The 23,643-nt window shown below is 39.0% G+C and carries 27 protein-coding genes; 23 read left to right on the top strand and 4 right to left on the bottom strand.

The genetic code is table 11. The features are described 5' to 3' along the window. Window positions 1-66: 66 nt before the first annotated feature. A complete protein-coding gene (locus RM549_RS16310) occupies window positions 67-459 on the bottom strand; it encodes a hypothetical protein (protein ID WP_266069680.1) in 393 nt (130 codons plus the stop codon). 266 nt (window positions 460-725) lie between these two features. On the opposite strand from RM549_RS16310, the gene RM549_RS16305 reads away from it, so the two are divergent. From RM549_RS16305 to RM549_RS16275, 8 genes are all read left to right on the top strand, one after another. Next, on the top strand, window positions 726-1,097 hold the full coding sequence (locus RM549_RS16305; protein WP_266069681.1) for an ArsR/SmtB family transcription factor: 372 nt from the start codon (window positions 726-728) through the stop codon (window positions 1,095-1,097). A 1-nt stretch (window position 1,098) separates the two neighbouring features. Then, window positions 1,099-1,707, top strand: a complete 609-nt coding sequence (gene merTP / locus RM549_RS16300) for a mercuric transport protein MerTP (RefSeq protein WP_311686756.1) — start codon at window positions 1,099-1,101, stop codon at window positions 1,705-1,707. A gap of 115 nt (window positions 1,708-1,822) precedes the next feature. Then, window positions 1,823-3,169 (top strand): dihydrolipoyl dehydrogenase family protein, encoded by a 1,347-nt coding sequence (locus RM549_RS16295; RefSeq protein ID WP_311686754.1) that lies wholly within the window; start codon window positions 1,823-1,825, stop codon window positions 3,167-3,169. Between the two features lie 21 nt (window positions 3,170-3,190). Next, entirely contained in the window at window positions 3,191-3,400 is a 210-nt protein-coding gene (locus RM549_RS16290; RefSeq protein WP_311686752.1) for a GDCCVxC domain-containing (seleno)protein, read from the top strand. Between the two features lie 62 nt (window positions 3,401-3,462). Beyond that, window positions 3,463-3,837, top strand: coding sequence for a metal-sensitive transcriptional regulator (locus RM549_RS16285; protein ID WP_311686750.1), 375 nt, complete (start codon window positions 3,463-3,465; stop codon window positions 3,835-3,837). A 155-nt stretch (window positions 3,838-3,992) separates the two neighbouring features. Next, window positions 3,993-4,265: a thioredoxin family protein gene (locus RM549_RS16280; RefSeq protein ID WP_311686748.1), complete on the top strand. Its 273-nt coding sequence runs from the start codon at window positions 3,993-3,995 to the stop codon at window positions 4,263-4,265. A 216-nt stretch (window positions 4,266-4,481) separates the two neighbouring features. Continuing rightward, window positions 4,482-4,808: a four-helix bundle copper-binding protein gene (locus RM549_RS19590; RefSeq protein ID WP_489752692.1), complete on the top strand. Its 327-nt coding sequence runs from the start codon at window positions 4,482-4,484 to the stop codon at window positions 4,806-4,808. Between the two features lie 199 nt (window positions 4,809-5,007). Continuing rightward, on the top strand, window positions 5,008-6,207 hold the full coding sequence (locus RM549_RS16275) for an MFS transporter (protein WP_311686746.1): 1,200 nt from the start codon (window positions 5,008-5,010) through the stop codon (window positions 6,205-6,207). Between the two features lie 4 nt (window positions 6,208-6,211). On the opposite strand, the gene RM549_RS16270 is transcribed toward RM549_RS16275, so the two are convergent. Continuing rightward, window positions 6,212-6,508 carry a hypothetical protein gene (locus RM549_RS16270; RefSeq protein ID WP_311686744.1) on the bottom strand — a complete coding sequence of 99 codons (297 nt, stop codon included), beginning with the start codon at window positions 6,506-6,508 and terminating at the stop codon, window positions 6,212-6,214. 205 nt (window positions 6,509-6,713) lie between these two features. Between RM549_RS16270 and RM549_RS16265 the strand changes: the two genes are divergently transcribed. The 7 genes from RM549_RS16265 (at window position 6,714) to RM549_RS16235 (ending at window position 13,375) form a co-directional block, all read left to right on the top strand. After that, on the top strand, window positions 6,714-7,061 hold the full coding sequence (locus tag RM549_RS16265; RefSeq protein WP_311686742.1) for a nuclear transport factor 2-like protein: 348 nt from the start codon (window positions 6,714-6,716) through the stop codon (window positions 7,059-7,061). A 135-nt stretch (window positions 7,062-7,196) separates the two neighbouring features. Beyond that, window positions 7,197-7,574, top strand: a complete 378-nt coding sequence (locus tag RM549_RS16260; RefSeq protein ID WP_311686740.1) for a heavy-metal-associated domain-containing protein — start codon at window positions 7,197-7,199, stop codon at window positions 7,572-7,574. Window positions 7,575-7,599: 25 nt separating this feature from the next. Continuing rightward, window positions 7,600-7,998: a hypothetical protein gene (locus RM549_RS16255; protein ID WP_311686738.1), complete on the top strand. Its 399-nt coding sequence runs from the start codon at window positions 7,600-7,602 to the stop codon at window positions 7,996-7,998. Window positions 7,999-8,009: 11 nt separating this feature from the next. Continuing rightward, complete coding sequence (locus RM549_RS16250) at window positions 8,010-8,849, top strand: hypothetical protein (protein ID WP_311686737.1); 840 nt, start codon at window positions 8,010-8,012, stop codon at window positions 8,847-8,849. Window positions 8,850-8,892: 43 nt separating this feature from the next. Further along, window positions 8,893-9,378, top strand: coding sequence for a heavy-metal-associated domain-containing protein (locus RM549_RS16245; RefSeq protein ID WP_311686735.1), 486 nt, complete (start codon window positions 8,893-8,895; stop codon window positions 9,376-9,378). Window positions 9,379-10,297: 919 nt separating this feature from the next. Beyond that, window positions 10,298-11,938, top strand: a complete 1,641-nt coding sequence (locus RM549_RS16240; RefSeq protein ID WP_311686733.1) for an acetolactate synthase large subunit — start codon at window positions 10,298-10,300, stop codon at window positions 11,936-11,938. Window positions 11,939-11,989: 51 nt separating this feature from the next. Further along, a complete protein-coding gene (locus RM549_RS16235; protein WP_311686731.1) occupies window positions 11,990-13,375 on the top strand; it encodes an aldehyde dehydrogenase family protein in 1,386 nt (461 codons plus the stop codon). Window positions 13,376-13,522: 147 nt separating this feature from the next. On the opposite strand, the gene RM549_RS16230 is transcribed toward RM549_RS16235, so the two are convergent. After that, window positions 13,523-14,788 (bottom strand): thiolase family protein, encoded by a 1,266-nt coding sequence (locus RM549_RS16230; RefSeq protein WP_311686729.1) that lies wholly within the window; start codon window positions 14,786-14,788, stop codon window positions 13,523-13,525. A 173-nt stretch (window positions 14,789-14,961) separates the two neighbouring features. Between RM549_RS16230 and RM549_RS16225 the strand changes: the two genes are divergently transcribed. The 3 genes from RM549_RS16225 to RM549_RS16215 all read left to right on the top strand — a co-directional run bounded on the left by RM549_RS16225 (window position 14,962) and on the right by RM549_RS16215 (window position 18,120). Beyond that, the gene (locus RM549_RS16225; protein WP_311686727.1) at window positions 14,962-15,801 is read left to right on the top strand and encodes an SDR family oxidoreductase; all 840 of its coding nucleotides are present in this window, start codon (window positions 14,962-14,964) and stop codon (window positions 15,799-15,801) included. Between the two features lie 180 nt (window positions 15,802-15,981). Continuing rightward, on the top strand, window positions 15,982-16,509 hold the full coding sequence (locus RM549_RS16220) for a vitamin K epoxide reductase family protein (protein ID WP_311686725.1): 528 nt from the start codon (window positions 15,982-15,984) through the stop codon (window positions 16,507-16,509). Window positions 16,510-16,776: 267 nt separating this feature from the next. Beyond that, window positions 16,777-18,120 carry an APC family permease gene (locus RM549_RS16215; protein WP_311686723.1) on the top strand — a complete coding sequence of 448 codons (1,344 nt, stop codon included), beginning with the start codon at window positions 16,777-16,779 and terminating at the stop codon, window positions 18,118-18,120. A 50-nt stretch (window positions 18,121-18,170) separates the two neighbouring features. Here RM549_RS16215 and RM549_RS16210 read toward each other — a convergent pair whose 3' ends face one another. Beyond that, a complete protein-coding gene (locus RM549_RS16210) occupies window positions 18,171-19,379 on the bottom strand; it encodes a phage integrase SAM-like domain-containing protein (RefSeq protein ID WP_311686721.1) in 1,209 nt (402 codons plus the stop codon). Window positions 19,380-20,668: 1,289 nt separating this feature from the next. On the opposite strand from RM549_RS16210, the gene RM549_RS16205 reads away from it, so the two are divergent. The 5 genes from RM549_RS16205 (at window position 20,669) to mobB (ending at window position 23,632) form a co-directional block, all read left to right on the top strand. Further along, the gene (locus tag RM549_RS16205) at window positions 20,669-21,025 is read left to right on the top strand and encodes a single-stranded DNA-binding protein (RefSeq protein ID WP_189602817.1); all 357 of its coding nucleotides are present in this window, start codon (window positions 20,669-20,671) and stop codon (window positions 21,023-21,025) included. A gap of 73 nt (window positions 21,026-21,098) precedes the next feature. Next, window positions 21,099-21,548: a JAB domain-containing protein gene (locus tag RM549_RS16200; RefSeq protein WP_168025956.1), complete on the top strand. Its 450-nt coding sequence runs from the start codon at window positions 21,099-21,101 to the stop codon at window positions 21,546-21,548. 11 nt (window positions 21,549-21,559) lie between these two features. Continuing rightward, entirely contained in the window at window positions 21,560-21,757 is a 198-nt protein-coding gene (locus RM549_RS16195; protein WP_189602825.1) for a hypothetical protein, read from the top strand. A 430-nt stretch (window positions 21,758-22,187) separates the two neighbouring features. Beyond that, complete coding sequence (locus tag RM549_RS16190) at window positions 22,188-22,568, top strand: BfmA/BtgA family mobilization protein (protein WP_189602826.1); 381 nt, start codon at window positions 22,188-22,190, stop codon at window positions 22,566-22,568. Window positions 22,569-22,579: 11 nt separating this feature from the next. Continuing rightward, the gene (gene mobB, locus RM549_RS16185) at window positions 22,580-23,632 is read left to right on the top strand and encodes a MobB family relaxase (protein WP_311686718.1); all 1,053 of its coding nucleotides are present in this window, start codon (window positions 22,580-22,582) and stop codon (window positions 23,630-23,632) included. The last annotated feature ends 11 nt before the right edge of the window (window positions 23,633-23,643 follow it).

The raw sequence follows: 23,643 nt of genomic DNA, 5'->3' as shown, positions 1-23,643 counted from the left end.
TAGATGAGATGGCCATTAAAGAAGTCAATGGCGTAAGGATATAATTATCCTATCACAAAAGTTGAATTATACGCGGGGAGGTTGAAAAATTCCGCCTAGGGCGGCAGAAGAAAACGGAGGCTGGTAAAAAACACTTATACTTTGATCCTCTAAAGGTTCAATTACAGCTAGCTCAAAAGTATCTGAGTTAACAAACGAAAATCCATGAGAACAAACATGATGACCCTGTAAAGGGAGTTCGCCGTCATGTCCATCGTCCTGGTGTCTATTCAAATTTTTCTGATCTCCGTAGTGGTAATCCAGAAATTCAATAAAGCCAATACCAGTGTCTCCTGTTTGTTCATTATAATGTTCAATAAGATTCGGTATCTTCAGTAGTTCACAACACCAATCCATTACTGGTCCCGAAGATTGGAACAAGAAAATGATGGATAGAAAAGTGGTTGCTAATACTTTCATCTGGGCACAAAAGTAATAAAAAAAAACTTGCAATTGGATTGCAAAAGATGAACTTCAAAAAGGAGAGAGAGACTTTGCGGTTTTCTTTTGATAAATTTATATAAAATTTAGAATAGGGAAGACTTAGGAGTAGTTTTACCCGAAACAGTTGTCCCGGAAAAAAAATCAGTGGACCGGAGGTAAATGAACTGAGTCCTTTTTCGTTTTATTTAATAAGTTGCTTAAATAATAAAAAATATATAACTTAGCAGCCTTAAAAATAATTTATGAAACTCGAAATCACCTGTACACGTGCTGAAGCTAACCAAAAGCAGCTTTTAAATTGTCAGGCAACAATTGAAAATTTGGACAATGGTTTCCGGCAAATGACAAAACTCCTCTCTATTGCGGGTAATGATGTGCGTTTAAAGATTCTCTTCCTTTTAGATTTGGAGAATGAATTATGCCCCTGTGATATAGCAGACATTTTGGAAATGAGTGTACCTGCTATTTCACAACATCTTCGGAAAATGAAGGATGCCGGCTTGATTGCCTCCAGAAGGGAGGGACAAACTTTGTATTATTCGCTGGTGAAATCTGAAACCCAAATTTTGAATAATATCTTCACTTCAATTAAATCATTAAAGAAATCTGCTTAAAATGGATACATCCCAAAATAAATCCAATAAAGCCGCTTTAGGCGGGTTAGTAGCAGCTATAGCGGCATCTTTATGTTGTATTGCCCCGGTTCTTGCCCTCGTAGCAGGTACAAGTGGCATGGCGACTACCTTCTCGTGGATGGAACCTTTCCGACCTTATTTAATTGCTCTCACGGTTTTAATCCTGGGCCTGGCCTGGTATCAAAAGTTGAGATCCCGAAAAGAAGCTGAAAGCGATTGCGGATGTGCAGAAGATGAAAAACAATCTTTTTTGCAGACAAAGAAGTTTTTACTGGTTGTAACCTTATTTGCAGGGCTTATGCTGGCTTTTCCAAATTACTCCGAGGTGTTTTACAGCCAGCCCAACAAGGAAATAGTCTATGTCTCACAATCAAATATTGTCAAGGAAATTTTTGATGTACAAGGAATGACCTGCGCAGGATGTGAAGCACCTGTGGAAAATGAAGTCAACAAACTTGGGGGTATTTTATCAGTCAAGGCAAGCTATGAAAATGCCAATACGGTAGTTGAATATGACAAAACAAAAGTAGATAAGGCTGCAATTATTAAAGCCATAAGCAGGACCGGTTATAAGGTAGTAGATAAGTAACCTAAAAAAAGGGCAAGATGAAGCCAGCATGATGCTGGACGCAAAAATGGCAATATTCAGGGAAAGATTAAAAACCTGTGCTGAATTCCCTTGGTTTGTGCCAAAATATAAACACATGAAAAAGTATGATGTTTTTGTAATAGGTTCCGGAATGGCAGGAATGAATGTGGCCAATAAATGTGCTTCTAAAGGACTTAGGGTAGGAATAACAGATGAATTGCCCTATGGTGGTACCTGTGCCCTTCGTGGCTGTGACCCAAAAAAGATCATGCTCGGCCCTACTGAAGCAAAACATCTGGCTGATAATTTATACGAGAAGCAAATTTCTGAAGTACCAGCTATTTACTGGCAGGAAGCAATGAAATTCAAACAGGATTTTGTGGATGCTATGCCGCCTAAAATTGAAAAAGCTTACGAAAAAAACAAAATTAATACATTTCATGACTCAGCTAAATTTATTTCTGAAACTAAATTGAAGGTAGGAAATGAAACTATAGAAGCCGGAAAGATTATAATAGCCACGGGTGCAAAACCGAGAAAGTTGGATATCCAGGGTGAGGAGTATGTTATTAGCAGTACAGATTTTCTTAATTTCAAATCCCTCCCATCCTCTTTGCTGTTTATTGGCGGTGGGTACATCGCTTTTGAGTTTGCACATATGGCTGCCCGTTTTGGCTGTAAAGTGACCATAATTCACAGAGGGAAAAGGCCACTGGAGAATTTTGATCCTTTTATAGTAGATCAATTAACGGAAGCTACCAAAAAGTTAGGCATACAATTAATTCTGAACACCAACGTTACAGCGATTGAAGAGGCTAATGGAGCTTTTCGCGTAACCGGAAAAGGTGAAAGCGGGGAAAAGAAATGGGAGGCTGCGCAGGTGATTAATTCGGCGGGAAGGCTTCCTGCCATTTTTGATTTGAACCTGCAAAAAGCAAATATCGCCTTTAGTAAAAAAGGAGTTGAAGTGAATGAATATTTGCAAAGTACCACCAATTCAAATGTCTATGCTGCCGGGGATGCAGCAGATACAGATGGTATTCCCCTTACACCTGTTGCAGTTATGGAAGGACATATTGTAGCATCCAATATAATAAAAGGCAACACTAAAAAACCAGATTACACCGCCATTCCCACCGTGGTTTTTACGCTGCCCACAATGGCTTCGGTAGGATTATCTGAAGAAGAAGCCACTAAAAAAGGTCTAAACTTTAAGGTAAACAAGGATCGTGTTCCCCACTGGTTTACCGCCAAAAGGATCAACGAGAAAACCTATGCCTATAAGACGCTCGTCGAGAAAGAAACCGGAAAAATTTTAGGAGCACATCTCATTGGCCCACATGCCGAGGAAGTAATAAATCTATTTGCCCTGGCTATAAAAGCGGGATTTACTTCCAAAGATCTGAAAACCATGATCCTCACCTATCCTTCATCAGGTTCAGATGTTGTATATATGGTATGATTAACTAAAAATAATAGAAAAATGAATTCATTTATCACCGAATCAACAATCACTTGCCCTAATTGCGGCCACTTCAAACAAGAAGAAATGCCTACAGATGCGTGCCAGTTCTTTTATGAATGTGAGCAATGTAAAGAGGTTTTAAAACCCAAAGAAGAGGACTGCTGTGTATTCTGTTCTTATGGCTCTGTTGCTTGTCCTCCTATTCAGGAGAATAAAAGCTGCTGTTAAATTCTCTTTTAAAATTTGGTGACCACCCCGGGACATGTTGTAAATTTGAAGAAAAAAACCAAATGATACCACGGGACTTAAGTAAAGACATCAAAACCAGGCTACAGAGCATCAATGGACAAACAAATGGTCTCATAAAAATGTTGGATGAAAATAAAGATCCAGAAAAGATACTGATCCAGTTCAAAGCAGCGCAAAAAGGACTGGATAAGGCGCATTTCCTTCTTTTAGATGAAGTGTATCGTAAAGCGCTGGCGATCACAATTTCAGAAACTGTCGAAGCCTGTCCCGGTAATTGCGGTAATGAAGAGCGAATTGAATTTATTCGCAAACAATTTCCCGATTTGGAACTGAATACGCTTACGAGCAAAATGAAGGAAATTGATGAACTTAAACGAAGATTGGAATCTTATATTTCCGATAATAGATCAGAGTAAAACATTCTTCAAAAATTTGGATTTAATTTAAATACTAAAAAAATCTGTCTTTTAAAAGGCAGATTTTTTTTGGAGACCACCCCGGTTCCGCTCTTATCTTTGAACTGTTCTTTCAAAAGAGCGATAAAACCGATTGTTAATTTAAATTCAAAAAAATGAAAAGACAAATAGAAATATTTACGGCAAATTGTCCGGTATGTGATCCGGTTGTGAAAATGGTGAAAGAGTTGTCCTGCGATAGTTGCGAAATAACCACCTATAATATGGTTGACCAATGTGATGATAAATCTTGTTTAACCAAGATGCAGGAATATGGAGTTAAAAGAATCCCCGCGGTAGCGGTGGATGGCAAACTGCTCGAATGTTGTACAAACAGTGGGATCAGCAAAGAAAAGCTTATCGAAGCAGGAATAGGAAAAGCCAGCTAAGAAAGCCCTCTTACTGAAATTAAAACCTGAAACCTTTTATAATGGCAGCCATTTTGGCTGCCACTTTTGTTTTTAATTGAATTAAGATGTTAAACCTTTACTAATCCTCTTGCCTACCCCCCGGGCTGTGACCCGATCTTTGAAAAGAGGTTCGGCTCTTAATCTTTTATTTCTGATTTCCGAACGCGTCAGGAAATAACTAAAACCATTTAAATTATGAAACCATTAAGTTCAGAAATGCAAAAATGTATTGATGATTGCAACGCCTGTATTACAGCATCTCGAATTTGCCTCGACCAGCACGTTGGAGAGCAGGAAATGAAACGTTGCCTTCAGCTTTGTCTCGATTGTATTGCTTTGTGTGCGGCCTGTGTACAACTACTGGCGAGCCAGTCTCACTATTCAAGCCGTGTTTGCGGCATTTGTGCCGACTTATGTAAAGCCTGTGCAGATGAGTGCGCAAAGTTTGACAGTGAAGTTTGTCAGCAATGCGCAGAAAAATGTCGTGCCTGTGCCGAGAGTTGTAAAGAAATGGCAGCTTAAGAAAAAGTTGTAGGATTTTTTCTCAAAAGGAGCAACTAAAAAGTTGCTCCTTTTTTTAAAATAAAGGAAGCTAACATTAGGATATCACCCTATGTTGGTTTTTATGTTTGAAACTTTATAATTATGAAATGGCGGTTTATTCAAAAAGCCAAATAGATATAACAGCTTTAAAAACTATCAGTAACAATAATACCAATTAATGGACAATCCAAATCCAAAAAAAACTTTAAGCTCTATTTTCGCTCCCCTGGCCATGGCAGCAGGTTTAATATTTTTTCAGGCGTATATGATAGCGCCACTTATTCCTAAACTGGCAACTATTTTTAATGTATCAGAACAGCGGATTGGTCTTATAGTACCAGCTTATATGCTGGCTTATGGAGTTTCAGTCCTGTTTTATGGTTTCCTATCCGATAAATTTGGAAGAAAACGCATACTTCAAATATCCCTACTGGCTTTTATTGTATTAACAGCGACAACCGCCCTGGTGCAATCTGCTTCACAACTCATTCTGTTACGTTTGCTCACGGGTTTAGGGGCAAGCGGTGTGGTGCCAATGGCCCTGGCACTTGTAGGAGATATGTTCAAACCTTCGGAAAGAGGGAGGCCTCTGGGACTTTTATTTGCCGCTATGGAAGGAGGAATGGCTTTAGGTTCTACCGCCGGGATAACGTTGGAACCTTATACAGGCTGGCGTATGTTATTTTTGGCAACTGCCTTCTTGGCCGCTTTGGCATTGTGGATACAGGTAGCCCGAATGGGCTGGAAACAGCAACTTCATAAATCCGGCCAAACTTCATTAAAAAAAATGTTAGGTGGGTTTTACAGGCTACTTGCTTTTCCCCGGGGGCTAAGGACCTATTTATTCGTATTCTGGAATGGGATCTTCCATTCAGGTATTTATACCTGGTTAGGTGTATATTTTGTGCAAAAGTATGATCTGGGCCCACTAGAAATCGGTTTGGCCATTCTAGGTTATGGCTTGCCAGGGTTTTTCTTTGGTTCCCTTATAGGACGCACAGCTGATCGCCTGGGACGTTATCCTATTATCTTAATAGGTTTGGCAACAGCCGCCATAGCAACAGCCAGTCTCGCTCTGGAAATACCCGTTCTTGTGGCCGCCCTTGCAGTCACCTTGATTTCTTTGGGATACGACCTCACGCAACCTCTATTTGCAGGTATAGTAACCGAATTGGGTGGTAAAAAACAGGGTGGACAAGCAATGGGACTCAACGTTTTTGCATTGTTTACGGGCTTCGGCCTTGGGAGCTTATTATTTGGGGAATTATTGAAATTAGGATTAGATCAGGCGTTAATTATTTTTGCGGTTGTACAGGCAGTATTTACGATTGTAGCCGCAAAACTTTTGCAGACAGAAATGAAATTATCAATAAAATGATAAGCTATAACATCCATTTAGATTCTGGTAAGGCCATAACTTTTTTAAGGTGGAGCATTGGCATAATTTTCATCTGGTTTGGGATGGTTAAATTTTTTATTGGTCTGAGCCCGGCAGAAGATTTGGCTTCCTCAACCATTTGTACCCTGAGCGGCCATTTCCTTCCACAAGGAAGTTGTATGCCTATATTGGCTATTTTTGAAAGCCTTATTGGCATATCCTTGTTATTGGGGAAGTTTTTGAAATGGGCTTTAGGCTTATTTTTCCTGCATATGTTAGGAACTTTTTCAACCTTCTTCATTTTTCCCGAACAAATGTTCTCCCATTTCCCATTTGTATTAACTATGAAAGGTCAATATGTAATGAAAAATATAATCATACTGGCAGCAGTGACCAGTATTTGGGCCTCAACAAGAAAAATGGTGTCAATAAGGGATGATCCCAAAAAATAGAATGTGCTGCAAACAATTTTTTAAAGCCTATTTTAAATATAAAATTTTTAGCCTATGAGAACTACAGAAGAAGTATTAAAAGATCATCTGGAACTTTCTAAAAAGGGATCTATAGAAGAGGACCTGCATAGAAACTTTTCCAAAAATTTGATCCTTCTTACTACGCATGGTATTTATAAAGGACATGAAGGACTAAGGGAATTAAATAAAATGCTGATCAAAGATTTCCCTGAAGCGGATTTTAACTATATCAATTTTCTTTTTGAAGATGAAATAGCTTTTCTGGAATGGACTGCAAATTCAGATAATTCACAAATAGATGACGGAGCAGATTCCTACATAGTGCGCGAGGGGCTGATAATTGCCCAGACCATCCATTATACCATCCGAAGGAAGAATTGAGAAAAGAATGTTGCTGATATTTAGATAGGTTAAGCATTAGGATTTCTATAGAGAAAAAAAATAAAATTCAGTTTGCGCACCACCCCCTAACCGCCTTTATTTTTGGCATAGTTAATTTTGTAAACAAATTATAATATGATACGATTACGAAAAGAAATTTTCACGGCATTATTAACCGGAACAGTCCTCGTGTCTTCCGGGAATCCCGCAAGCGCCATGGAGCAGAAAAATGAAAATCAAATTGAATTCAAAACCCAAAAGAATATGAATAAAAAAATCCTACACTTAAAAATTAAAGGCATGCATTGTCAATCCGGCTGTGCCAATGGTATCGACGCAATGCTCAAAGAGCAAAAAGGTATTATTAAAAGTGAAACAAGCTTTGATAAAAGCTCCTCGATTATTGAATATGATCCAGAGCAGATTTCAGAAGAAAAGATAATCTCCCTTATCAAAGACCGGGGGTTTGAAGTGGAAATTGTAACCGAAAAGGGGGCTTCTGTAAACAGATAGAGATACCTGTATAAAAACAATAAAGATGTTTGCTAAAATAAAAGAAGACTTCGTAAGTATAGGATCCCTTTTTACCTCGGTTTCCACCTTACTGTGTTGCGCCCTGCCTTCGCTATTGGTTGCCCTGGGAATGGGAGCGGTGGTGGCAGGATTGGCTTCTGACCTGCCCTGGCTCATAACCATGAGCAAATATAAAGACTGGACCTTCCTGATGGCCGGGATTATGATAGGCTTTAATTTCTGGTTGTTCTACGGAAGAAAAAGAAACCAAACCTGCGAGATCGATGAAAACGGAAATGAAACCGCCTGTGATACAGCAACAAGATGGAGCAAAGCCATTCTTTGGATTTCCTTTGGCCTTTATGTCCTTGGATTGTTTGCTGCTTATTTACTGTTACCCATTCAAAAATTTTTAGGAGTTTAAATTCACAAAACATGAAAAACTATTTTTTAATTTTATTTGTAGGATTATCTATAATAAATACAGCGCAAGCCCAGGGACATGGCCCAATTTATGGATTACAAACCCCCACCCTGGCAAAAGGCGGTATAAACATGAACGCTGCCGGAATGAGCATAGGGACCGAAGACGAGGCTTCTTATATGCTTCGGTATACATTTTTCTATGGCATTACAGAAGATTTACAGGTTACCCTTACCACTCCTACTGTGATTGAGCGTCTGGAAAATGCTCCACGAACCCGTGGAAATAGTATGATGCCTTCTAATGGAGATATTGAGGCTGCTTTGTGGTATCGTTTTTTTTCAAATGCTTTTGGGGTAGGAAAGAGGTTTGAATCCACAGCAATTTTAGGTGTATCTGCCCCTACTGAGGATGTTCGCGGACAGGTGAATGTAGGAAATTCCGTCCATGGAGCTATTTCCACCGGCTATGCCTCCAGGGTTTGGTATGCGTGGTTAGGTGGCGGTTACCAATATTATTTAGAAAAGGACAACGAGCAATTAGGCGATTTACCCTATGCAAGCATGGTGATAGGTTACCGCCCCGATATTTTTATGGGGGATTATCCTAAACCCGACTGGCGGATATTTGTAGAATCACTGGCCGAATTTCCCGGAGATAATAAAGTGAACGGACAATTTTTTTCTACAGATGAACGGAGTAAAAAAGTATTGGTTGGTCCTTCCATTTTAGGACTTACCGGTCCCTGGGGAATTTCCTTCGGGGCATTGTTCCCGGTATACCGGGATTTAATACCGAATACGCCCCGTGAAAAGTATAGGGTCGCACTGAACATAAGTTATTGGTTATAACAGATATTAAAGAGAGAATTTTAAACACAAAAAAAGAGTAAAAATGAAAAGAATAGCATTAATTATCGTAGTGGCAGTGTTTGGAACCATAAGTTCCAACGCCCAAATCACCAAAGTGGATCAGGAAGTTTTTGGAATGGATTGCGCACCTTGTGCCTATGGGCTGGAACGCGGACTCAAAAAAATGGATGGCATAGAAAAGGTACGGGTAAGCTTAAATGATGGCAAAGCTTATTTAGATCTGACTGCAAACAATAATTTAAGCCTGAAACAAATTCAGGAAGAAGTGAAAGTGAATGGATTTTCCGCCAAAAATGCTGAAGTGGTTTTGGAAGGGCAACTTATAAAAGAAGACAACGCTTTAAAAATAAAAGTGAAAAATGAGGAATATTATCTCACTTCAAATACAGGGCAGAGTGTTATAAATTCGCTTCAGCCCGGAACGGTGAAAGTACGGGGAATTGTTCAGGATGAAGAAGATGGGAGTTTAACCGATAAATGGAAAATAAAGATTACGGAAATCCTTTAAAGATATACGAGGCCAGGAAAAAACGCATTACTGGGTGCGGGTATAGTTACCGCAGGAGCTCTTTTTATGGACGCCTGCGGTTTTAAAGTAACCTGAAAAAAAAGCTGTAATTCAAACTGTGGGACAAGACCTGATGTCCAACACTAAAAAAATTATTACCAAGGGTGCAGACGAAAATATTTTCAAGCCACCTACTACTTAAATGGTTGTGCTAAGAGAAATTGAAAATTCAACAGAAAATTAGGAACAAATAACTGTAACTCTCCAAAACTTCAAATAAGCGTTTAATCTTATAAGCTTATGTTAATCCTTTGACCAGCCTTTATAGATTAATTAATTTGGGATTATACTTGATCGTTTAGTAATATAAAATCTAAAGCAATGGGTATAATTAGAGTTATAGAAGTAATTGCTTCGTCAGAAAAAAGTTTGATGATGCGGCTCGAAATGCGGTAAAAGAAGCCTCTAAAAGCGTAAAAAAATATCGAATCTATGTATATTAAGGAGATGGAGGCTAATGTTACAAATAACTGAATTGTTTCTAATGGGTATATGCAGAAGTATCGTTTTACTGCAGACTGTAGAAAAATTTAAGTATAAAATACCCAAAGTAGATGATTTTTACTTTAGGTTAATTTGTATTTTCAAAAATGTGAAATGTAGAAAATGAGAGCCTTGAATATTATATTTTCTTTTGATTTTTAAAGATAGACAGCAATAGCTATTGAAGGACAGGGGTAGTAAGAATCATTTTTTCCTAACAGCCAAAGATCTATTCAAAAGGTGACTACTAACCACTTTTGCTGCTCTTTTTAGCTGAACCTATTTTTGAACTAATAAGCGTACCACCGATTTTAGCCGATTATAATTTCTGGCTGATCAGGTTCCATAATTTTTATATTGTAACCAAACGTAAAGAATGAAAGCATCCGATCTCTTTGTAAAAGCCCTAGAAAATGAAGGGGTAGAATATATTTTTGGAGTACCCGGCGAAGAAAACCTCGATTTCCTGAATTCCATTAAAGATTCGAATATTAATTTGATTATAACCCGCCACGAACAGGGAGCTGGTTTTATGGCAGCTACTTACGGCCGGCTGACTGGAAAACCTGGTGTATGCCTGTCCACCCTGGGTCCCGGTGCCACTAATTTAACCACGGCCGCTGCTTATGCACAACTTGGAGGAATGCCAATGATGATGATCACCGGGCAGAAACCAATCAAAAAATCTATGCAGGGCCTTTTTCAAATAATTGATATTGTGGAATTGTTTCGGCCTATCACAAAATATACTGATCAAATTGTCAATGGCAATAGCATTCCGTCAAAGGTTCGTGAAGTTTTTCGACTGGCCACGGAAGAACGACCAGGAGCAGTACACCTCGAACTACCTGAAGATATTGCCAAAGAAGAAACTGATACGCCGCTTTTTGAAGTAGTACGTTATCGCCGACCTGATGCACCAAAACTGGCAATTCTTGAAGCTGTGGGAATGATAGAGAAAGCTGAAATGCCGCTGCTATTGATAGGTGCAGGTGCTAACAGAAAGCGTACCTGTGAAGCTTTAAAAGCCTTGATTGATAAAACCGGCATTCCTTTTTTTAACACCCAACAGGGGAAAGGTGTAGTGGACGAACGCCACCCTAAATTTATGGGAACTGCTGCACTCTCCAGCCATGACTTTCTGCACTGTGCCATTAACCGCGCAGATTTGATTATTAACGTGGGGCATGATACTATTGAAAAACCTCCTTTTTATATGGAACATGGAGGCACCAAAGTAATTCACATCAATTTCTCTCCCGCACAAGTAGATGAAGTCTATTTTCCGCAATTAAATGTTGTTGGAGATATTGCATCTTCAGTAATTCATATTGCGAAAGAGATTAAAGATATGTCGAATTGGGATTTTTCGTATTACCAAAAAATTAAAGAGAATGTAGAAGAGCATTTGTCGAAATATGCCCGAGATCAGCGTTTTCCACTATTGCCCCAACGTATAGTACACATCGTTCGGGAGGAATTACCCGAAGACGGGATTATTACCCTTGACAACGGAATGTATAAAATTTGGTTTGCGCGAAACTATAAAGCCTACCAACAAAATACTTTGTTACTTGATAATGCGCTCGCGACTATGGGCGCGGGTTTACCTTCAGCAATAGCAACAAAATTGGTGCAACCGGATAAAAAAGTAGTTGCTATTTGTGGCGATGGCGGTTTTATGATGAACTCTCAGGAACTCGAAACTGCGGTACGGCTGAACCTTAACCTGGTTATCATTGTCCTCAATGACAATGCCTTCGGGATGATAAAATGGAAGCAGGAAGGTTTGGGATTCGACAACTTCGGGCTTGATTATCAAAATCCCGATTTTGTAAACCTCGCCGAAAGTTATGGAGCTACCGGATATCGTCCGGATTCGGATGAAAGTTTTAAAGAAATTTTTTCGAAGTGCCTCAATTCTAATGGTGTTCATTTAATTGACCTGCCAATTGATTATTCACTTAATCACAGTATTCTGAACGTATTGCTGAAAGAAAATACCTGTAAGCTTTGAAAAATTCGACAGAGAATTTAGTCCGCAAAAGCAGAATTTAAAATATAGTATATGTTAAAAATAATATCACCCTACGATCAAAAAGTTATTAAGGAAATTCGCCGGGATGGAAAAGAAGCGGCTGAAACAGCTCTTTCTACCGCTTACGATCTATTTCAAAATCGCAAAAGCTGGTTGGAGCCACATGAGCGGATAACAATCCTGTCGAAAGTCGCAGCTCTAATGGAAAATCGTCGTGATGAGCTAACGCAAACGGCGACCCGGGAAGGGGGAAAGCCACTTATTGATTCCAAAATAGAGGTATTACGTGCGATTAATGGAGTACGTTTGGCAGTGGAAAATATTGGTCATGTAAAGGGCGGGCAAATACCAATGGGGTTAACGGCTGCTTCAGAAAATCGTATGGCTTTTACAACGCGGGAACCTATAGGGGTGGTATTGGCAATAAGTGCATTCAATCATCCTCTTAATCTTATTGTCCATCAGGTAGTCACCGCAGTCGCCGTTGGATGTCCTGTTATTGTTAAGCCAGCCCAAAATACTCCGTTATCATGTCTCGCTTTTGTCGATCTTCTGGAAGAAGCCGGCTTACCTGATGGCTGGTGCCAGGCCATTATTTGCGATAATGAGGTAGCCGAATCGATGGTGATTGACAAGAGGGTAAATTTCTTTTCATTCATTGGTTCCGCTAAGGTAGGCTGGTACCTTAAATCCAAGCTCCCGCCCGGAACTCGCTGTGTATTGGAACATGGTGGGGCAGCTCCTGTTATTGTTGAAAAAGATGCAGATATGCATCAATTGATTCCCGCCCTGGTCAAAGGAGGCTTTTATCATGCCGGGCAGGTTTGTGTATCGGTGCAACGGGTGTTTGTAGAAGAAAGCATTTCCGAAGAAGTAGTCGGAAAAATGGCAGAAGATGCTAAAAAACTTATCGTCGGTGATCCTATGGACGAAAAAACAGAAGTCGGTCCACTCATTTCTCCATTTGAAGTCGATCGGGTAGAACAGTGGGTGAAAGAAGCTGTGCAAGGTGGGGCTGGATTAATTTGCGGGGGAAAACGAATTTCCGATACTTGTTATGAACCAACTGTACTGCTAAATCCACCTTTGAATGCTAAGGTATCAACTCGTGAAATTTTTGGTCCGGTGGTATGCGTTTATACCTATTCAAATAGAGATAAGGCTATTGAGATTGCCAATGACCTGGAAATGCATTTTCAGGCGGCTGTATTTACAAAGAATCTTGACATCGCCTTCGATTGCATCAACAAATTAAACGCCACCGCCGTAATGGTAAACGACCACACCGCTTTCAGAGTAGACTGGATGCCTTTTGGAGGAAGAGATGCTTCGGGCATTGGTATGGGCGGTATTAAATACGCAATGCACGAAATGACACGGGTAAAATTAATGGTATTTAAAAGCAATGTTCTTTAGACTAACAGTGGCGAATCTTTAAAAGAAGAAGAAATTCTTAAGTGTTTTCCAACAGCAGTACCCGAGGCCATGTAGCATATTTTCTCGCATTCCCTGCACAATTAGACAATAGGAAGATGCCTCCGTTCTGTCATGTTATACTTTTTGTCAGGATTTTAAAAGCATTACCGTTCCTAAACCACCATCGGCACATATACTCACCACGGCTTTTTTTCCGGCGCCTTTTTGTGCCAGTTCTTTAATAGCTTGGCTTATAATACGTGCCCCGGTCGCGGCAAAGGGGTGTCCTATAGCAATGCTTCCACCATGGGGATTGAGGTTATCCCAGGGGAATGATCCAAAATCAAAAGAAACTCCCGCCTTATCAAGATGGTCCTTATCTTCAAGTAATTGCACGTTTGCTACAACCTGAGCACCAAAAGCTTCATGGATTTCCCACAAATCGATATCCTCGTAACGAAGTTTATGTCGTGCCAATAATCTGGGTATGGCATAGGTTGTGGCCATTAACAGCCCATCTTCCTCAATATTTACAGCAGCAATTTCCCAATCGATAAGTTTTACGGCGTATGAACCTTTTGGGAACTTTTCTTTTCCTTTTTCCTTACATACCCATAATCCCGCTGCACCATCAGTAAGTAATGAAGAGTTCCCTGCGGTAAGTGTGCCATTTCCGGATTCTTTATCAAAAACGGGATTTAAAGAACTTAGTTTTTCGATACTCGTATTTTCCCTGGGTATAGTATCTCCCGTTATCCCGTTTAAAGGCGAAATGAGGTTCTCAAAAAAACCATCATTACGCCCTTTAATATAATTTTGATGGCTTTTAAGAGCTATTTCGTCCTGTGGTTTTCTTTTTATATCAAGCCGTTTGGTAGTAATCTCAGAATGTTCCCCCATACTCAAGCCTGTACTTCTATTAGAAACACTGGGAATAAACAAGCGAATATTTCCAAATTTCAAATCTTTAAGTTTCCCTATTTTTTCCTTGAAACTTTTTGCCTGAAAAAGTCTTCTTAACCAATCTGAAAAATCCTGGTTTAATCCCAACTGGATCCTACTCATACTCTCCGTTCCACCAACCAATGCAATTTGATCCTCATTTATTAGAGAAGCAGCTTCAATCGCAGCCATCATACTGGTACTACAGGCCATTATGGTTGTGAAAGCTGGAATGGTTCGATCCAGGCCGGCATCCATTATAATTTCCCTGGCCAGATTGCTATATCCTAGATTTGGGGCTACAGATCCCCAAATCAATAGGTCAGGAATCAAATTATGGAGAGCGATATTAGCTTTTACCAGGGGTACTGATAAATCAAGAACATCGTAATTTTTCAATGCTCCATCTACTTTTACGAAAGGTGTTCTCAATCCTGAAATCAACCATATAGTTTCATTAGATTTTTTCATAGATGAACTTTTTTAAATTGTGAAAAATTAAAATTAATAAAAATTAATCGTCTATTTACCCCCTTTCTTGTAAAGCAGTAAATACAAGCAGAAATTTAAAAAATATTTCCCGGATGCTGACTTTAGATGAAGTTTATCCATTGAACGATTTTTTTAAATCTTGAGTAGAAAAAATGGGTCACCGTGCTGTTTATTATGAAGTTGATGTTGCCGATGCAGTAGCGGTTGAAGAGGCAGCAGAAAGAATCGAAGAAGAACTTGGTGCAATAGATGTGTGGGTGAACAATGCGATGAACAGCGTTTTCAGTCCGATTAAAAAGATGAAGGCGGAAGAATACAAACGGGTGACCGATGTGACTTATCTGGGACAGGTGAATGGTGCGCTGTCGGCTTTGAAGCGCATGTTGCCAAGGGATAAAGGCTCCATTGTTTTTGTGGGTTCCGCTCTTACTTATAGAGGAATTCCCCTGCAGTCGGCTTATTGTGGTGCTAAACATGCGGTGGAAGGATTTTATGATTCTTTGCGTACCGAACTTTTGCACGACAAAAGCAAAGTAAAAATATCTATTGTTCAATTGCCGGCCTTAAATACCACCCAATTCGGCTTTGTTAAAAGCCGCTTACCCAATAAGCCTCAGCCCATGGGCACTATTTATCAACCGGAAGTGGCTGCAGATGCGATTTTGTTTGCCGCAGAAAATAACAGGCGTGAGATGATGGTAGGTTGGTCTACGGTTAAGGCAATTATTGGGAATAAAATTGCTCCCTGGTATGCTGATCGGGTTTTAGCAAACAGTGCTTTTAAGGGGCAGCAAACAGATGAGCGGGAAGATCCAAACCGGGAGAATAATGTGTGGGAACCAATACCCGGAGATCATGGCGCTCACGGTAATTTTGGGGAAAAAGCAAAAAATTCCAGTACGGTGTTATGGTTAAGTAAAAACAAGAAATACGTGGAAGGGACAATCCTTCTGCTTATTCTTCTGTTGGTTCTGTGGATAATTTTAGATTAATAAATAAAATTGTGCGCAAATTTTTTCCGGAAGTTCTAATCAATGGTGGTCAAAAAATATTACAATAATTGTTCATCAGGTGATAAAGCCTTGTTAAATAGGAGGAATAAACATTGTTCTAATGTAAAAATTTTTAATTTTTACGGTTCCAAGAAATCAATAATTTAATTAAAATTGTACGTGAAAAAAAATATTCTTAAGGCCCTGGAAGAAAAAACGAAACCGATAGAAGTACGTGATGAACTTCTCAACAGTAAAGCAGAAGATATGGTGAGAAGAAGAAAACTCGTATTGCTCTCCGTTCTGGGGCTGATAAATTTTAACGTGATTTCTTTATTACAGTCAGGTGTTATTAAAAAGTTACCGGATATTCCTATTCGGGTATTTGATACAAACAATATAATTACTTCAAAATTTGCCTATATCGCGGGTGTGCCTGATGCTCCTGTAAGCAATGTACTATTTGCTGCGACTATGGTCTTGTCTACTGTTGGTGGAAGTGAAAAAGCAACAAGAAAACCTGTCTTTGATATTCTTTTAGGGGCTGTAGTATTAGGCCACACTATTGGTGCAGGAATTATGCTTTATGATATGCTTTTTAGAAAGAAGAAACTCTGCATGTATTGTCTTGCTGGTGCCGGTGTAATTTTTGCATCCGCTGCTATCATTGAACCTGTGGTAAATAAGAACATTAAAAGGATATTCTAAAGATTAATGGAAATAGAGAGACTTTAAATTTGAAAAGGCAGCACAATTAACAAAGGAACATTTGTGTACAGGTGTCTCCTTTTCCAAGGGTAATATTAATAGGTGGAGGTTGTGAACTAAACATGAGACTCAATATTGCAAGGACTTTGCTAAAACCAGCAAGGAATGCATGGGAGCCTGTGAAGGTTCTTACATAAAAAACACCTTCTTTATTAAAACCGATTCAAAACCCAGTAATGCTGGGTTTTCTAATTAAACACTTTCTCTATGAGTGACTATAACAAAGGAAGTCTAAGTTTAGCCAACGCAGTGGCAATGGGAACTGGAGTAATGATAGGAGCCGGAATCTTCGCACTTCTTGGACAGGTGGCAGAATTATCAGGAGAATATTTCGCCCTATCTTTTATAGTCGGAGGCATAATTTCAGGATTTAGTGCTTATTCCTATATCAAAATGGCCGATGCATATCCTTCTGCCGGAGGTATTGCTATGTTTCTTCAGAAGGCTTATGGTAAAGGAACTATAACAGCCTTTGCTGCATTATTAATGGCTTTTTCCATGATTCTGAATGAAAGTCTCGTTGCTCGAACCTTCGGCACATACACTATGCAACTCTTCAATGGGAATGAAAATAGTTTCTGGGTTCCGGTTCTTGCTGTGGCATTATTAATTACCGCTTTTGTTGTCAATATTTTAGGTAATGAGGTTATTGGCAAAACCGCTATGACCACAGCTGCAATAAAGATTGGTGGCATTCTAATATTTGCAGTGGGAGCCTTATGGGCAGCAGAATTTAGTATTGGCTCGGCATTACCATCAGGTGGTCCTGAAAATGAAATTATAGATTACATCGCCTCACTTGCTCTTACCATACTAGCATACAAAGGATTTACCACTATAACCAACAGTGGAGGAGAAGTGAAAAATCCTCATAAAAACGTGGGGCGTGCAATTGTTTTATCACTAATAATTTGTGGAGTAGTGTATTTTATGACGGCCTGGGCGGTAGGAGCAAATCTTAGCATCCCTGAAATTGTTCAGGCAAAGGACTATTCTTTGGCAGAGGCTGCGCGTCCTTTATTCGGGAATTACGGTCTTTGGTTTACAGTGGGAATCGCCATAGTTGCAACTATTACTGGAGTTATCTTCAGTATTTTTGCTGTCTCCCGGATGACAGCAATGCTGACGAACATGAAATTGATCCCGCACTCACATTTTGGAATGCCAGGAAATGTTCAGCAACACATGCTGGTATACATCGTAGTTCTGTCTATTACTCTTACTGTCCTTTTTGATCTTTCGGGTATTGCTGCGATGGGAGCTATATTTTATCTTTTCATGGATATTATTATTCATGTAGGGGTGCTTAAACATATGAAAGAAAAGGTCAAAGCAAATCCCGCAATTGTAATTACAGCTATTGTTTTAGATTTCGTTGTATTGACAGGATTTATTTGGGTTAAGGTTCAAACGAATATTTCGGTAATAATCGTTTCTGGGGTTTTTATTGTAATAACTCTCTTTGGTGAAAAAATATTTCTGGAAGGGGCTAAAAAAGAGGGTAATGAGGGTGGTCAAAATAAACATCAAAGGGATCAACAAGGGAAATAAATCTTATATAAAGCTATCGGCAAACGTAGTGTAATAAAATGAAGGATAGATCAAAAATTAATTACGTTCTCTAAAGCTTCATCCGTATCCTTGTGAACAAAATTAGCTTGGTATTGAATAGTTGTTGTAACGGAAGAATGCCTGTATAGTTTCTGAAGCATTTGAATAGGTATTTTGTCACCAGAAATATTGCCAAAGCTATGCCGGGCAATGTGCATACTCATATTCTTATTTATTTTTAATTTTAAAGATACTTTTTTAAGATGCCTGTTCAGGTTTCTGGTTATGGTTTGAGTTCTTGTAGAGACCTTCTGGGCATTGTTTAAATCTACTTTTTCGAGGTAAGGAAAAATAAGATCATTCTTTGCTGCTATCTCTTTTCTGTAAAATTTAAATATTTCTTTCGCTTTATCAGGAATTTTTAAGGAGACTAGTTTACTATTTTTATTCATTCGGTAATACAAACGCCCATCCTTAACATCCGACCATTTTAATTGTAAAACATCGCCAACTCGTATTCCAGCAAAGTAAAAGCTTGTTAACCATACATGAAGAGCCTTTTGCTGTGCTTCGGTTACATCTTTCGTTAATTCCAGTTTCTGAATTTCTTCTGAAGTGAGGCCTATTTTTTGGGTTTCGGGAATTTTAATCTGAACTTTTCCTTTTCCAAAAGGATATCTACCTCTATCAACTATGGATTCAGATATAGCTAAGTTATAAATAGTCCGTATTAAAATAAGGTAGTTTACCACTGTTCGCGGAGAACGTTTTTTATCGTGAAGAAGATAGGCTTCAAATTTTTTCAATAAGGATACATTAAGCTCATTAAATGATAGTTGGCTTCTGCCTAAGAATTTTTTAAATTTTTTGAGTCGACCAACTTCAGTATCATATTGATGAAATTTTCCTCGGTTTTGCAAGTTTTTGAGGTGGATTTCTGCTACTGCAAAAAAATCAATTTTCTTATCTCCGGCTATTTTCTTTCTAATAGAAGAAACAGTCTGATAATCAAGGTTTGTTTCAGCTTCAATAACCTTGGTGTTTGCTTCGGATGTCTTTATCAGGATAAAATTATTAATAACGTTTGCGTTAGGATGAGATTTTCTAACGCATCTATTTTTTTCATCCCAATACTTTTCCTCTATATATTGACCAGTTCCGAGATAGGAACTTTTTCTGTCTTTAGTAATCCTAATTGCTATTGGAAAATGGCCTTCAGGATTCTTTTTTTTACGAAGTACTGCTTTAACTGTTGCCATAATAAATGCTTAAGTTTATAAAGATAAGAAAAAACAGGTACAACATAGGTACAACATTTATTGATTTTAATTGATATTTTTTAATATTGGATATAATGTTTTATGCCATAAATAATTGAAAACCAGTATATATATGTTGTATTGGATTGTTAAGGTAAAACACTCATAACCCGAAGGTCACAGGTTCGAGTCCTGTTCCCGCTACTAGCAAAGACAAGGCTTCACAGAAATGTGAAGCCTTTTTTTATTTCATATAGTACAGAATAAGTACAGAATTTGGCTTTTTTAAAAACTTTATATCTTTTACTATCAACTGAATTCATTTGATGCTATATTCTATTGATTTGCTAGAGGACCAAACAATTGCCCTACATGTTTTCTTCTGAAATATAATCGTTAGGATGGTATTCCGTTCTCATTTCTCAATTCTTCTGAGTCAAATCTGACATAAATCTTACTACAAGAGGATAATTCATTTTCATAAACCACTCAGCCCATTCCCCTAAATTCCGCAGAAAAAGCTCCATTACGGGAAATACGGGATCATTCAAAAAATCTTGGACACAACTTCAAAGCTTCCGATTTCCATTTCGCTACCCCTGCCGAAAAGGCAGGAACGCTACATTCCCAATCTCCATCTTTAAAATTAAGTCCGCTTTAAACCCTGCTAAGAATAGAATTTCGGTTTTTCATAGCCCGTTCAGCACATTCCCACTTCATTCCGCAGAAAAAGCTCCATTGCGGGGAAAGAGCTTCACTATAAAAGTCTTGGACACCATCCCCAATTTCTCCTTTCCATTTCGTTAGCGCTTCCCGCTATGCTGGGAAGCGCACTTCATTCCAATTCCAAATCGGGAATGGAGTCCGCTTAATCGGATTTCCATCCTTGCTTTTGGCCCCGCTTCCAATGTTTTTGTACTTCACATAAAGACTTTAGACGCACTTCCGCGCCGTCACTGTCCCTTCCCTTTTTTTGTAAGCAAAATACCAACATTTGGAAGTTGAACAGACTGCATAACCGGTCGTGCCTCCCTTTTATAAGTCTTTATCAATTCCAAATATTGAAAATGTATAAGCAACAAAAAAAGGTAACAGCGACGGCACTACGGGAAGTAAATCTAAAATGAACATTATGAAATCGTACAAGAACATCAGAAAGGAAGCGGGGCCAAAAAAACAAAAAAAGGAAAACGCTCAGGATACAATAAGTAAATCGCTTCAAAAAAATATAAACGGAAACTGCCTGAAAGGTTCAGGTAGTCTATTAAGTAATCTTTAATTCTTTTATTATGAGTACTATCAAAAATCACGTACAGCTAATTGGAAACGTTGGTCAGGAACCAACCATTACCAACCTCGAAAACGGTAAAAAAGTAGCCCGTTTTTCACTTGCCACCAATGAGTATTACAAAAACGACAAGGGCGAAAAAGTGCAAAATACGGAATGGCATACCGTAGTCGCCTGGGGAAAAACTGCAGAAATCATTGAGAAGTATGCAGGAAAGGGTAAGGAAATTGGAGTTAGCGGAAAATTGAAATCCCGTAGTTACGAGGATAACGATGGCATTAAGCGCTATGTTACCGAAGTGGAAGCCAACGAAATCCTTTTGTTAGGCGTAAAGAACGGCAATAATTCAATTGAGTAAATTAAAAACAAAGAGGGCGGTACGGTCGAAAGTCTCGCCCTCTTTCATTATTCACCTTTTAAATCAGATCATAATGGAAACCAAAGTTAATGAAATCGCGATAAGTTATAGTGGAAGTTTAAAAGCAAATTTGCTTCCCAAGATAACCTGTTCCCAAAGTGCTGCAGATTTAGCCTACAGCCAATGGAACAAAGATACTATTGAACTGCACGAGACTTTTAAAATAATGCTGCTCAACAATGCCAATAAGGTAAAAGGAATATATGAAACCTCTAACGGAGGAATAACAGGAACTTTAGTGGATGTCCGCATCTTATTTGCCGTACTGTTAAAGAGCTTGACAACGGCAGTTATTTTGGTCCACAATCACCCGAGCGGAACCTTGACACCGAGTGAACCCGATAAACGGCTGACCCAAAAAATTAAAAAGGCAGGGGAATTATTTGATATTAAGGTATTGGACCATTTGATCCTGATACCTGATGGAAATTATTTCAGTTTTGCAGATGAAGGAATCCTTTAAATGGAAAGCTTATGATTTATCTTAATTTTTCAGACCTGACCGAAGAAGCCCAAAACCGACTTTTGGAGAATTCCAAAAAGGATGTGGAACGAAAATTTGGGAATGATATCCGCACGTACGTAAGAGAAAATTATACCTGCTTTGAGACGATGGTAGAGGAAGAAGCATTGCGAAATTTATATTCCTATACTTTCATATTCAACATCTGATTATCTAAACTTTATAGTCCAGCACCTCCAAATTTTTGGAGGTGTTTTTCTGTTCAATTGTCTTCAGTTCAATAAAAATCATTATCTTTATTATGCTGAATTCCAGCATTTAATTTTACGTAGGGTTATCCATTTTTTGACTTTCGCTGATAACCGTACCCATCAAAAAAATACATAACAGGAAATTATTTCCCTGAAACTGGCAATTGGCTTTTGACCAAATTGTACGGAATTTTTGTTCGCCTGTGGCGAACGAAAAGGAGTAGCAAGAGGGTAACACGCGATGCGATGTTAAGCACTCCTTTTCATTTTCAAAATGCTGATATTCAGCAACTTGAAAAAATAAAAAATTCCCGACCTTTCACAATTTGCGACAAATGCCCTGTGAACGCCCATTTTTAGGGGAGGATTTGCGACAAATCGGCCAATTATGGACTCATTTATCGGCATCAGGTTCAAAAAGGAAACGGCAAAACGTTTTCAGGAATTTTCAAGGACACACTTCAAATCGCACACCGAGGCAATGGCAACAATGCTCGATTTTTTCTTCTACAACGAAATTTCCCCAAAGGAAAAATTGGGGCCTACGGGAAGGACAATCGAAGCTTCTTTAAAGAAACGTATAAATGCGGTGATTGCCATTATGAGGGATATGGAAAAGAGCCAGACCAAACCCACCGTCGCAATGTTGGAATCCCTTTTTCAAACCGAAGAACCTAAAAAGAAACCGTTGATTTTGGAAAAGAAAATTATTGAAGAGAAGAAGGAGGTACGTTTTCAGGAAAAGCAAAATAATAAGAATGAACTGTAAATTTTTGAGCTATGTACATTACCATCACACCTCAAAAATTAGGGAACAATTACTCGCAAAGTTCAGCGGATTTTGTGGGCTACCTGGAGAAGGAAAACCAGGATCTGGAACAGGGAGCCCTGCCTGCCGGCAAGGCAGGTATGGAACATTTTTACAATCAATATGATGTTGAAATATCAGCGGATGAAGTTGTAAAGGAAATTGATGGAAATGGTGCCAAACTCAAAAAGACAGAACCGAAATTCTATTCGATTACGGTCAGCCCTTCCAAATACGAACTGAACCGGTTACAGAACAACAGCGAGGATCTAAAAAGATACACCCGAGAACTGATGAAGGACTACGTGGCTTCCTTCAATCGGGAAATCAACGGAAGACCGATTAGCATCGATGATATTAAATATTACGCCAAAATAGAACACCAACGAACTTTTAAGGGAACGGACTGGCAGATTAGGGAAAACCAACCCTTTGCTACCAAAATATTGCAGCTCAAAACAGAAATCAGAAACATTAAAGAGGGGCGAGCTGAAGGCAATATCAAACTATTGCAGAATAAAATTGACCGATTGGAAAAGGAAGCTCCGCACCAACAGGACGGGAAGCGAATTGTCCAGGGGATGCCAAAGGCAGGAAATCAAAGCCATATCCATATCATCGTAAGCAGAAAGGATGCATCCAATACTTTCAGTCTTTCTCCTGGGAGCAAGCATAAGGCCTCGGAAGTCCAGATGCATGGTAAGAATGTAAAACGGGGCTTTGACCGTGATCAATTTTTTGACCGGGCAGAAAAGACCTTTGACAGGACTTTTGTCTATCAAAGAAACTTTGCCGAGACCTATAAGGCCCGAAAGGATTTCATCAAAAATCCTAAAATATATTTTGCATCGCTGATGAAATTGCCCACCAATGAAAGGGCGATTGCTTTTAAAATTATGAAGGAAAGTGGTGTTCCAATGCTACCAAGTATTCCGGTTACACAGGCACAACTGGCAATGAAAGTATTCAACCGCCTGCGCCGTGGTGTGGAAGTGGCTATTAAATCAAGTTCAATAGGTATCTAAAGGAAAAACAA

Origin of the sequence: Autumnicola patrickiae (assembly GCF_031846525.1) — a bacterium.
GTDB lineage: Bacteria > Bacteroidota > Bacteroidia > Flavobacteriales > Flavobacteriaceae > Autumnicola > Autumnicola patrickiae.
Note: the sequence above shows the minus strand (reverse complement) of the source record. Positions and strands in the feature narration are given on the sequence as shown.

What these genes read in the sequence shown, in the direction of transcription:
- RM549_RS16260 (WP_311686740.1), top strand. Translation starts at nt 7,197, where the DNA reads ATGATACGATTACGAAAAGAAATTTTCACGGCATTATTAACCGGAACA.
- RM549_RS16275 (WP_311686746.1), top strand. Translation starts at nt 5,008, where the DNA reads ATGGACAATCCAAATCCAAAAAAAACTTTAAGCTCTATTTTCGCTCCC.
- RM549_RS16245 (WP_311686735.1), top strand. Translation starts at nt 8,893, where the DNA reads ATGAAAAGAATAGCATTAATTATCGTAGTGGCAGTGTTTGGAACCATA.
- RM549_RS16240 (WP_311686733.1), top strand. Translation starts at nt 10,298, where the DNA reads ATGAAAGCATCCGATCTCTTTGTAAAAGCCCTAGAAAATGAAGGGGTA.
- RM549_RS16235 (WP_311686731.1), top strand. Translation starts at nt 11,990, where the DNA reads ATGTTAAAAATAATATCACCCTACGATCAAAAAGTTATTAAGGAAATT.
- RM549_RS16280 (WP_311686748.1), top strand. Translation starts at nt 3,993, where the DNA reads ATGAAAAGACAAATAGAAATATTTACGGCAAATTGTCCGGTATGTGAT.
- RM549_RS16210 (WP_311686721.1), bottom strand. Translation starts at nt 19,379, where the DNA reads ATGGCAACAGTTAAAGCAGTACTTCGTAAAAAAAAGAATCCTGAAGGC.
- RM549_RS16230 (WP_311686729.1), bottom strand. Translation starts at nt 14,788, where the DNA reads ATGAAAAAATCTAATGAAACTATATGGTTGATTTCAGGATTGAGAACA.
- RM549_RS16290 (WP_311686752.1), top strand. Translation starts at nt 3,191, where the DNA reads ATGAATTCATTTATCACCGAATCAACAATCACTTGCCCTAATTGCGGC.
- RM549_RS16310 (WP_266069680.1), bottom strand. Translation starts at nt 459, where the DNA reads ATGAAAGTATTAGCAACCACTTTTCTATCCATCATTTTCTTGTTCCAA.
- RM549_RS16305 (WP_266069681.1), top strand. Translation starts at nt 726, where the DNA reads ATGAAACTCGAAATCACCTGTACACGTGCTGAAGCTAACCAAAAGCAG.
- RM549_RS16195 (WP_189602825.1), top strand. Translation starts at nt 21,560, where the DNA reads ATGATTTATCTTAATTTTTCAGACCTGACCGAAGAAGCCCAAAACCGA.
- RM549_RS16190 (WP_189602826.1), top strand. Translation starts at nt 22,188, where the DNA reads ATGGACTCATTTATCGGCATCAGGTTCAAAAAGGAAACGGCAAAACGT.
- RM549_RS16265 (WP_311686742.1), top strand. Translation starts at nt 6,714, where the DNA reads ATGAGAACTACAGAAGAAGTATTAAAAGATCATCTGGAACTTTCTAAA.
- RM549_RS16200 (WP_168025956.1), top strand. Translation starts at nt 21,099, where the DNA reads ATGGAAACCAAAGTTAATGAAATCGCGATAAGTTATAGTGGAAGTTTA.
- RM549_RS16215 (WP_311686723.1), top strand. Translation starts at nt 16,777, where the DNA reads ATGAGTGACTATAACAAAGGAAGTCTAAGTTTAGCCAACGCAGTGGCA.
- RM549_RS16285 (WP_311686750.1), top strand. Translation starts at nt 3,463, where the DNA reads ATGATACCACGGGACTTAAGTAAAGACATCAAAACCAGGCTACAGAGC.
- mobB (WP_311686718.1), top strand. Translation starts at nt 22,580, where the DNA reads ATGTACATTACCATCACACCTCAAAAATTAGGGAACAATTACTCGCAA.
- RM549_RS19590 (WP_489752692.1), top strand. Translation starts at nt 4,482, where the DNA reads ATGAAACCATTAAGTTCAGAAATGCAAAAATGTATTGATGATTGCAAC.
- RM549_RS16270 (WP_311686744.1), bottom strand. Translation starts at nt 6,508, where the DNA reads ATGAAGAAGGTTGAAAAAGTTCCTAACATATGCAGGAAAAATAAGCCT.
- RM549_RS16205 (WP_189602817.1), top strand. Translation starts at nt 20,669, where the DNA reads ATGAGTACTATCAAAAATCACGTACAGCTAATTGGAAACGTTGGTCAG.
- RM549_RS16225 (WP_311686727.1), top strand. Translation starts at nt 14,962, where the DNA reads ATGGGTCACCGTGCTGTTTATTATGAAGTTGATGTTGCCGATGCAGTA.
- merTP (WP_311686756.1), top strand. Translation starts at nt 1,099, where the DNA reads ATGGATACATCCCAAAATAAATCCAATAAAGCCGCTTTAGGCGGGTTA.
- RM549_RS16295 (WP_311686754.1), top strand. Translation starts at nt 1,823, where the DNA reads ATGAAAAAGTATGATGTTTTTGTAATAGGTTCCGGAATGGCAGGAATG.
- RM549_RS16250 (WP_311686737.1), top strand. Translation starts at nt 8,010, where the DNA reads ATGAAAAACTATTTTTTAATTTTATTTGTAGGATTATCTATAATAAAT.
- RM549_RS16255 (WP_311686738.1), top strand. Translation starts at nt 7,600, where the DNA reads ATGTTTGCTAAAATAAAAGAAGACTTCGTAAGTATAGGATCCCTTTTT.